At 43.5% G+C, this 8,500-nt stretch carries 8 protein-coding genes; 3 read left to right on the forward strand and 5 right to left on the reverse strand.

Annotated features, from left to right (window positions below; translation table 11 throughout):
- Window positions 1-117: 117 nt before the first annotated feature.
- Together DXX92_RS19005 and DXX92_RS19010 are read left to right on the forward strand one after the other, a co-directional pair.
- The gene (locus DXX92_RS19005) at window positions 118-3,090 is read left to right on the forward strand and encodes a reprolysin-like metallopeptidase (RefSeq protein ID WP_181901793.1); all 2,973 of its coding nucleotides are present in this window, start codon (window positions 118-120) and stop codon (window positions 3,088-3,090) included.
- Window positions 3,087-3,503: a hypothetical protein gene (locus tag DXX92_RS19010; RefSeq protein WP_116002232.1), complete on the forward strand. Its 417-nt coding sequence runs from the start codon at window positions 3,087-3,089 to the stop codon at window positions 3,501-3,503. Before DXX92_RS19005 ends, DXX92_RS19010 begins: the two co-directional genes overlap by 4 nt.
- A gap of 129 nt (window positions 3,504-3,632) precedes the next feature.
- Here the strand turns inward: DXX92_RS19010 and mnmE are convergent, their stop codons facing one another.
- The 5 genes from mnmE to rpmH form a co-directional block, all read right to left on the reverse strand.
- Window positions 3,633-5,012 carry a tRNA uridine-5-carboxymethylaminomethyl(34) synthesis GTPase MnmE gene (mnmE, locus tag DXX92_RS19015; protein ID WP_116002233.1) on the reverse strand — a complete coding sequence of 460 codons (1,380 nt, stop codon included), beginning with the start codon at window positions 5,010-5,012 and terminating at the stop codon, window positions 3,633-3,635.
- A 149-nt stretch (window positions 5,013-5,161) separates the two neighbouring features.
- Window positions 5,162-6,799, reverse strand: a complete 1,638-nt coding sequence (gene yidC / locus DXX92_RS19020; protein ID WP_116002234.1) for a membrane protein insertase YidC — start codon at window positions 6,797-6,799, stop codon at window positions 5,162-5,164.
- 6 nt (window positions 6,800-6,805) lie between these two features.
- A complete protein-coding gene (gene yidD / locus DXX92_RS19025; protein ID WP_116002235.1) occupies window positions 6,806-7,054 on the reverse strand; it encodes a membrane protein insertion efficiency factor YidD in 249 nt (82 codons plus the stop codon).
- Window positions 7,021-7,377: a ribonuclease P protein component gene (rnpA, locus tag DXX92_RS19030; RefSeq protein ID WP_116002528.1), complete on the reverse strand. Its 357-nt coding sequence runs from the start codon at window positions 7,375-7,377 to the stop codon at window positions 7,021-7,023. Before rnpA ends, yidD begins: the two co-directional genes overlap by 34 nt.
- Before the next feature lie 72 nt (window positions 7,378-7,449).
- A complete protein-coding gene (gene rpmH, locus DXX92_RS19035; protein WP_116002236.1) occupies window positions 7,450-7,584 on the reverse strand; it encodes a 50S ribosomal protein L34 in 135 nt (44 codons plus the stop codon).
- Window positions 7,585-8,065: 481 nt separating this feature from the next.
- Here rpmH and DXX92_RS19040 point away from each other — a divergent pair.
- Window positions 8,066-8,500: DnaA N-terminal domain-containing protein (locus DXX92_RS19040; protein ID WP_245961532.1), on the forward strand; the 435-nt coding region annotated here is incomplete at its 3' end.

The raw sequence follows: 8,500 nt of genomic DNA on the forward strand, positions 1-8,500 counted from the left end.
ATATATGCGGCATCTTAGCACTTTTTTACGGTCTGACAGGTCTATTGTTCTAATCGCATTAAATTTGCGACGACCATTAACTTTTAACGCAGCAAACTCATTATGCAGGCGGTTCGCATGATAAAGAAAATATCCTTAATTCCATGGTTGATGCTATTTGTTTCAGGGCATAGCTATAGTGATACACAACAACAAGTGCACAGTGTATTTAATGCTTGGACGACGATAGCCAATAAACCCAGCGATAGCAGCAGCTTAATGTCGGCAAGCAGTGATGTACAAAGTAACGTGCGCAGTTTCGCCAGACAAGAGTACTTATCACAAATTGATTTTACTCAGCTTTCAGCCAATGTTGATGCCGTTACAGACGCTCAGCAAGCCGAAGCTTTTATTATTAGTGTGCCATTGCCAACTGGTGAGCTGGTGAATTTTACTTTATCGCCAAGCAGGGCTATTGATGGTGCGTTAGCTGAAAAGTATCCCAATATTGCGACATTTAATGGGGTTCAAGTTAATCAGCCTGATAACGTTGGTAAATTTGAACTTACGCCAGCGGGCTTTCGCGGCATGTTCTACCATCAAGGTAAATTGGTTTATCTCGATCCTAAATATCTTGATAACAACCGCGTTTATACCAGTTATTACCAGCAAGATGCACTTGAGCATGGGCAAGCTTCAGCAACGCGCTATCAACCTAAGGTAACCCGTCAGTTAAGCGAAGAACTTGCACAATCAAAACAAGCTAACCAAACGGTAAAAGCCGCACGTACGCCAGTGCAACTCAAAGAGTATCGATTAGCTATTACCACCACAGGGGAGTACACGGCGTTTTTCCAAGGCAGTGTTAGTAACGTTATGGCCGAGCTTGCGACCTTGGTTAATCGCATTAACATGATTTTCGAGCAAGAGCTTGCGGTACGGATGATCTTAGTGGCTAACAATGATCAACTAATTTTCACTGACGCAGCAAGCGATCCTTTCCAGAATGAACTTAACAATGACAGTGATGAGTCAACACGGGTGATCTCGAACATCATTGGTAGTAACAACTATGATGTTGGTCACGTACTTGGTACCGATGGCGGTGGATTGGCATTTCTCGGCGCTGTTTGTATTGATAGCATCAAAGGAGGTGGCGCAACGGGATCATTTAGACCAACGGGTAGTTCATTTTATGTCGATCTTGTTGCTCACGAACTTGGTCATCAGTTTGGTGCTAGCCATACGTTTAACGGCTTAACCGATTCTTGTGGTGGTGGTAATCGCGCGGCTGGCAGCAGTTATGAAGTAGGCAGTGGTTCAACTATTATGGCGTATGCAGGCATTTGCGGTAGTCAAAATATTCAATTTAGGGCAGATCCATTCTTTCATGGGCATTCAATGGATCAAATGGCGAGTCATCTTGCCCGTTTTCCAAGTTGTGGAATCAGTACCGAACAAGTGAATAGAAACCCTGTCGCTGATGCTGGGAGTGACTTTAGTATTCCAGCCAATACCCCATTTACGCTGACCGGCACGGGTACTGATGAAGATGGTGACGAACTTACTTATGACTGGCAACAGTTTGACTTAGGTCCTGGCAGCAATGGTACTAGCGAACAAGTTGATGATGGCCAACGTCCTTTGTTTCGTGTGTTTGCTCCCCAATCAGTGCCAAGCCGTACGTTTCCAAGGCTGACCGATGTGCTTTCTGGTACCCTCACGCTTGGTGAAAGCTTTGCTACCACTAATCGCGATTTGAATTTTCGTTTAATTGTTCGTGATAACAATGGCGGGGTTGCCTCTGATAATACTGTCGTTAACGTGGTAAATACTGGGGAAACGTTTGCGGTTACTGAGCCATCACTGAATGATAGTTGGACTAGTGCTGAGCAGCTTGTTCAATGGAATGTTGCTGGTACTGATCTTACCCCAATCAACTGCGCAGCAGTGGCAATAGACTTGTCACTTGATGGTGGTAATACTTTCGATGTAAACCTGGCAACAAGTGCGCCGAATACTGGCAGCTTTACCGTTAATTTACCGGCGTTAAGTAGCAATAATGCACGGCTTAGGGTCAGTTGTGCCGACAATGTATTTTTTGCCGTAAATGAGGGGCGATTTAGCGTTAATAATTCGCAAGCGCTATCATTTGAAATTACGGGGTTGAGCAATCCGTTAGCAGTTGATGAAGACCAACAATTAACACTCTCTGTGGCTAATTTTACGATTCAAGGGCAAGTTGCTGATAGCTTGATAATTTCTGAAGGTGATAATTACTCTGTCGAGGATTCGACCGTCATTCCAGATACCAACTTTAACGGCAGCTTGTCTATTGAAGTACGTGCTGTTGCAGGTAGCGAGCAAACTCCTGTGTTTAGCGCGCAAGTGGCCGTTGCAGCCGTTAATGATGCACCTGTAGCAACTGATGATGAGTTAATGCTAGTACAGGGCGCCAATACGCAACAAATTAATGTACTTAGCAATGATTCTGATGTTGATGCTCAAGATAACTTAACGTTATCACAACTGGTTTATACAGGTGATGGTCAAGCGAGTATTGTAAATAACCAGATCAGTTATACGCCTGCAACCAGTTTTATCGGTGAGGAGACGATTAGCTATACGGTTAGTGATAGCAGTGGGGCAACCGATACCGCCAATTTGATTATTACCGTTAATGAAGTTGACGTGAACAACCCTCCGTCAACAAACAATGACTCAATTACGTTAACGCAAGGCGCTGGAAGCCAGTTAATTGATGTGTTGGCGAATGATTCAGATCCTGATGCAGGAGATACCTTAACTCTGACTAGCATTGACTATTCAGGTAATGGACAAGCCAGTGTTTCTAATAATCAGATCAGCTATACACCTGCGGCAACCTTTAGTGGCCAAGAAAGCATTGCTTATACAGTGAGTGATAGCTCTGGGGTATCTGCCACTGGGCTATTGAATATCACCGTGAATGCTGCACCTCAACCGCCAACACCGGCACCCAATGAGTCTGGCGGCTCTGGTGGTGGTAGCCTTTATTGGTTAACGTTCTTGTTGTTCGTCGCTAGTAGTTTCCGTGTCCGTGGCTTTGATCAACAAGGAGAGCGCAAGTGAAAATATATTCACTGATAATAGGGTTATTATCGTTTTCTCTTACAGCTTGCCAAAAAAGTGATCAGGCGAGTGAAGCTACAAGTTCAACATTAGCAGCTGCGTCAAAGCAAGAAGCAGAAATGCTTGAAGCCAGTTATCAAGGTATAACGGCCAACGATGCAGTCGCTAGTGCGATTGCTAATCAAGATTTTCGCTTGCTGTCGACATCGACGCGAATGCCACAATTTCCGGGCACGGACCAGTCGCGTTATCAAGAATACAAAGCAAAATGTGGCGCTAACTTCTTGCCGAATATGGGCGATGTTAAGCAACAAGGTGAAAGTTCAGAAATGCGAAAACAGGTAAAGCAATATATGGTCGAGTATAACCAACAGATGCTTGAGACCTGTTTAAAGCATCATAATAATGGCTAAAAATAGTGACTAAAAGTTTCGTTAACCAAGTGAGCTTAACGTATACACGGGAATAATTGTGCTTGCTCGACAGTCATGAAGAGCAAGCAATATTTTAATGTTAACTATCGCACTGTTTGAGTCGTGCGATTATTTACCAATACAGAAAGAAGAGAAGATCTTACCGAGTAGATCATCACTGGTAAATTCACCGGTAATCTCATTGAGCGATTGCTGACAAATTCGTAACTCTTCTGCCAAGATTTCACCGGCAACATAAGATTCTAATTGATCTAAACCGGTTTGTAGGTGATTGTGCGCCGCTTCCAACGCCACTAAGTGACGACGTCTTGCCATAAAACCGCCTTCGGTGCTGCCTTGATAACCCATGATGGTTTTTAGATGCTCTTTGAGATCATTAATACCATCACCGCTTTTGGCTGAAATGGTAATGCTAGGCTGTTCACTATCACCACTTAGGCCAGTTGTTGCGCCGCTTAAATCAGCCTTGTTACGAACAATGGTCACGCCCATTTTTTCGGGTAGCTGTTCAAAAAACTCTGGCCAAAAGTCGCGCGGGTTCTCTTGTTCGCTGGTGGCTGAGTCCACCATTAATATAACTCGATCGGCTTTGGCGATTTCTGCCCAAGCACGTTCAATACCTATTTGTTCAACTTTGTCAGGGCTCTCACGCAGCCCTGCGGTATCAATGATATGTAATGGCATGCCATCGATATGAATTTGCTCAGATAAGACATCACGAGTCGTTCCTTCAATATCGGTGACAATTGCGGTTTCTTTACCACTGAGGGCATTAAGTAAACTTGATTTACCCGCGTTAGGGCGACCTGCGATGACCACTCTCATCCCTTCGCGAATAATACTGCCTTGTTTGGCTTGCTGCTGAACGTCTTCAACTCGAGTGATTATGCCTTTGAGGCTATTAAGGACTTTTTCGTCGGCGAGAAAATCAATTTCTTCTTCGGGAAAGTCTATCGCCGCTTCAACATACATGCGCAGGTGGATAACATCCTCAACCAGTTGATGAACGAGTTTAGAAAAGTCACCTTGCAGTGAGTGCAGGGCACTGCGGGCAGCTTGCTCTGAATTAGAGTTAATTAAGTCGGCAATGGCTTCGGCTTGGGTTAAGTCGAGCTTGTCGTTTAAGAACGCTTGTTCACTAAATTCACCTGGCTTAGCCATACGCACGCCATTGATTTGCAATATCTCTTTGAGCAGCATGTCGAGAATTACGGGACCACCGTGTCCTTGTAGCTCAAGGACATCTTCACCGGTAAATGAATTAGGACCTTTGAAAAACAGCGCAATACCTTGGTCTAAGGTGTTGCCCTTCAAATCATTAAAATTTAAGTAATCGGCGTATCGCACCTTAGGGCATTTACCTAATAGTTGCTCGGCAACCTCGCTTGCTTTAGGACCTGACACACGAATGATACCGACACCACCTCGACCTGGGGCGGTCGCTTGGGCTGCGATGGTTTCTGTGTTGCTAGATAAAGTTGCCGACATAATGGTGCTCTGTAGTGATTAATGTTGGATAAATACCAAGCTATTATAACTTGGTGAGGGATAAACAAAAAAGGTGGCTAGTGCCACCTTTTCACATTACTCAGTTCTAGTTACGTGAACTGAGTATATTTTTGTTATCGCGATTAGGCTTATGCTTTCGCTTGCGCCTTTTGCTTGTCTAGCCCCGCGAAAATAATCTTCATTTGAATGATTGAAATCACGTTACTGATGAACCAGTAAAGTACTAGGCCTGATGGGAACCAGAAGAAGAAAATCGTAAAGATCAGCGGCATGTATTGCATCATTTTTTGCTGCATTGGATCTTGTACGGTCATTGGTGTCATCTTCTGCATGATGAACATACTGATACCCATTAGTACTGGTAATACAAAGTATGGGTCTTTAGATGATAAGTCAGTCAACCATAAGCCAAATTCTGCGTGACGAAGCTCAACACTTTCTAGGAATACCCAGTAAAGTGCTAAGAAAATTGGCATTTGAATTAGAATTGGTAAACAACCACCGGCTGGGTTTACTTTTTCTTTGCGGTATAGCTCCATCATCGCTTGTGACATCTTCTGACGGTCATCACCGAAGCGCTCTTTTAATTGCGCCATTTTCGGTTGCAACTCACGCATTTTTGCCATTGAGGTGTATTGCGCTTTCGTTAGCGGGTACATAGCACCTTTTACGATAATCGTGATAATGATGATAGCGATACCCCAGTTGCTCACCAATGCTTGAATTTGCAGTAGTAACCAGAATAGCGGTTGGCTGATCATAAATAAGAAACCGTAATCAACGGTTAAGTCTAAACCATCGGCGATTTGCTCTAGTGCGTCTTGGTCTTTTGGACCAACGTAGAAAACCGCACCTGTGGTTGCTGTGGTATTGGCATCAATGTTTAGCGTAGGCGCTTTAAAGCCAATTACCGCATCACCTGCGCTGCTGTAGCTTGTGTAAAGCTGATTAGCGGCATCTTGTGCTGGTACCCAAGCAGACACGAAGTAATGCTGTAGCATCGCAACCCAGCCACCTTGCGTAGTTTTGTTTAGGTTGGCATCGGCAATGTCTTCAAAGTCGTACTTCTCGTAACGCTCTTCGGTAGTTGAGTAGGCTGCACCACGGTAAGTTGGGATTAAGCCTGATGAACTATCGACATAGCTAGACTGCTTCAGTTGACCATACATTTGTACGCTTGCTGGAGCAGCCATGTTGTTTTGAATTTGGTAATCAACATTTACTTTGTAGCTATTAGGCGTAAACGTATAAGTTTTAGTAACGGCTAAGCCTGTGTCGCTAACATAGTTTAACGCAACAGTTAGCGGCTGACCGTCAACCATAGTGAAGTTTGACTGCGCAACTTGGTAAATAGGGCGGCCCGGTACTGTGCGGTCGATACCGTTAGCACCCGTTAAGCCACTTTGCGCAATGTACTTCATTTGACCATTTTGCATGATGGTAAATGGAACACCACTACCTTGCTCAGTTTCATAAGCAAGTAACGTTGCTTCAACAATGTCACCACCTTGCGTATTGATTTTCACCTTTAGTACATCAGTGGTGATTTCAATTAAACGGCTATTGGCAGCTGTTGGTGCGGCAATCTCTTTAGTGTTTTCAGATGAAGCCGGAACAAAGTCATCGGAAGCAGGCGTATCTTCGCTTGTTTGGCTAGCAGTCGGTTGTTGCACTGGGGCAGAGGCATAGTCAAGCTGCCACTGCTGATAGAGCATATAGGTGACTACCAATAAGCCAATAAAAAGCATACTGCGTAGGGATTCCATAATATGTTATTTCTCTTTGTTGGTTGGTGGTACGGGATCTTCTCCACCCGCATTGAGTGGGTGGCATTTTAGTATACGTTTAAGCGCTAACCAACTCCCTTTTACTGCCCCAAAGCGATTAATTGCTTCAATGGCATAACTAGAGCAGGTTGGCTGAAAGCGACAATTATTGCCCAATAAAGGGCTGATAAACTTTTGGTAGAGTTTTATTAGGCCTATGGCTAAGGCTTGTGGCGCTGAATGATTTTTCGCCATGTCTTTACCAATTGTTTATTAATGGTGGCGTTGTCGAGATTATCAATACCAGATTTCACCATAACGACAATATCGATATTGGGTAAATCGTGTTGAGCTAATCGAAAGCTTTCGCGTGTAAGGCGTTTAATGCGATTACGTTGAACAGCTAATTTGACGCGTTTTTTCGCGACAGCAAAACCTAGACGAGGTTTGTCTAACTTGTTCTTAGTAATTAGGATAGTGAAATGGCTAGAGCCAAAACGAGAAGATTTTGAGAAGACTTGTTGGAATTGTCCGGGAGTCAATATTCTTGACTCCCGGCTAAATTCATAAGTAACCATATCGTTCATTGAAATTATGTCACTGAAGTACTGCGGTTACCTATATTTCGCAAGATGTAGTCTCTTACGAAATTAAGCGCTTAACTTAGCACGACCTTTTGCACGACGACGTGCTAAAACGGCACGACCGTTTTTAGTAGCCATACGTGCACGGAAGCCGTGGTTGCGCTTACGCTTTAATACAGAAGGTTGAAATGTTCTTTTCATTACGCTTTTCCGTTCGGTTGTTGTTGCCCTGGCAAAACAGCCGTTGTGAGCACACAGGTCTAAAAAAGAGGCCGAATTTTAAATAGTGTACGAACAATTGTCAATATATTAGTCAGATTTAATAAATAGCGATCAATCAGAGGATCGTTTAGATCTTGCAACTATCCACAATTTAATCACATGCAAATCAGAATTTAGTGTCAAATCCGTTGGTTTTCGGCTAATGAAAAAATATTATTAGCTCAATTAAAGATCAATTAAATTATTCTAATGAAAAAAATATTATATATTTAACAATGGTTTATTTTAACGTTGTTTTTTCATAGTTATTTTTAACGGTTTTCCAGTTGCATCTGTGGATAACTGTAGGGATAATTGATCAATTCGTATAATAATTTTACTTTTCCTATCCCTCTCAAGCGCAGATAAGATCGTCTTACCCACGCAAGATCGTAGAAGGAAGTATTTCCAGGAGCCTCCGTTGGATCATTCGCTTTGGCAGCGTTGCCTTTCAGTATTGCAGGAAGAATTACCCGCTCAACAATTCAGCATGTGGATCCGCCCACTGCAGTGTGTCGTCGAAGACAATATTATGACGTTGTATGCGCCAAATCGCTTTGTACTTGATTGGGTGCGCGATAAGTACGTTGAGCGGATCACTACGATCGTGTCTTTGGCCGAAACCAGTAATCCACCGCTGTTGCGTTTTGATGTTGGTGCTAAGCCAGTTCAACAAACACCTGTTAATACACAGGTTAGCTCAGTCGATCACAATACGGGTAGCAACCTAGCCGAAACGCCAGCAAAAGAGCCTGAAACCAACTTACCTAAAACGACGAACGTTCGAAATAAGTACACGTTTGAAAACTTTGTTGAGGGTAAATCAAACCAACTCGCACGTGCAGCCGCATCACAA

It is taken from the genome of Thalassotalea euphylliae, assembly GCF_003390395.1.
In the GTDB taxonomy this organism is placed as follows: domain Bacteria; phylum Pseudomonadota; class Gammaproteobacteria; order Enterobacterales; family Alteromonadaceae; genus Thalassotalea_F; species Thalassotalea_F euphylliae_C.